Below are 1,032 nucleotides of genomic sequence, written 5' to 3' on the forward strand. Positions count from 1 at the left end.
ATTGATCAATAAATTTTCTCGGCATAAATGCGTGGTCTATTCATAAAACTTCTTATTTTCTTAACGCAGTTTTAGCAAAAATATAAATTATTAAGACAATAATAAGAATGGAAAAAGCAATGTTAAATACCTCTAAATCGAAAATATTCACAAAGGCAAAACTACTATATTGAGATTCACTGATAACATTATCAATTCCTCTAGCATCAACTTCGATTTTATTTAACAACCACAAAACTACTGATATTCCAATCATTACAATAATAGATTCTAATAATGCTTTCCAAAAACTTTTTACCAATGTAATACTCCTTTCCACGTCTTAAAGTCATCCTATTAGTTAAATTACTATATTGACAGCGAGCTTCTAAACCCTTAACAAACCCAAAACTTGTCGAATGGTCGGCTTAATAGCTCACGCTATACCGACATTCGTCTTCAAGTTTAGTTAATTGTTCTTCTCGTTGATCAATAAATTTTCTCGACATAAATATGTGTTCTATTTTTGTGATGAATTCTTAAAAAGACCAATAAACCAAATGACTAAAAGATACAATAACACGCCAAAAATAAGTCCATCTACAATTTTAAAAGAAAATTTTTCAAATGTCGGTAGCAAATAATTCATTGTACAACGAAGCATAATCGCTAATACTAATGATTTTAAAAAGTAACTAATCTTATCTACTTATTACACCTCTTTTTATACAAACTTTATCACAAGTCTTGTGATAAAGTTGAGTGTCTTTATTTTAAATTTTAAAGGGACATTTTGAAGAAACCTTAATATTTATGTAGTTTTAATACAAAACTCTATATATTCGCTTAAGATGATTAGTTGCTAGCTTTAAGCCTAATTAATGACGTTTTTTTATTAATTGATATATATAACGATATATAAGTGCTGTAAATTATGGTATATAGCTATCAGGCTGTCTCCTCCCTATAACTATTGAAAGTTATAGGGAGCGTTTATTTTTGTGTGACACAAAAATAAACGTAAATAAGGATATAAATAAGCCCGTAAATAAG

1 protein-coding gene is annotated in these 1,032 nt (G+C 28.0%); it reads right to left on the reverse strand.

Features of this window, described 5'->3' with window-relative positions; translation table 11 throughout:
* Positions 1-52: 52 nt before the first annotated feature.
* Positions 53-301 (reverse strand): hypothetical protein, encoded by a 249-nt coding sequence (locus HMPREF3031_RS11555; protein WP_070684299.1) that lies wholly within the window; start codon positions 299-301, stop codon positions 53-55.
* Positions 302-1,032 lie beyond the last annotated feature (731 nt).

The organism is Staphylococcus sp. HMSC072B07, from assembly GCF_001815505.1.
Taxonomy (GTDB): domain Bacteria; phylum Bacillota; class Bacilli; order Staphylococcales; family Staphylococcaceae; genus Staphylococcus; species Staphylococcus simulans.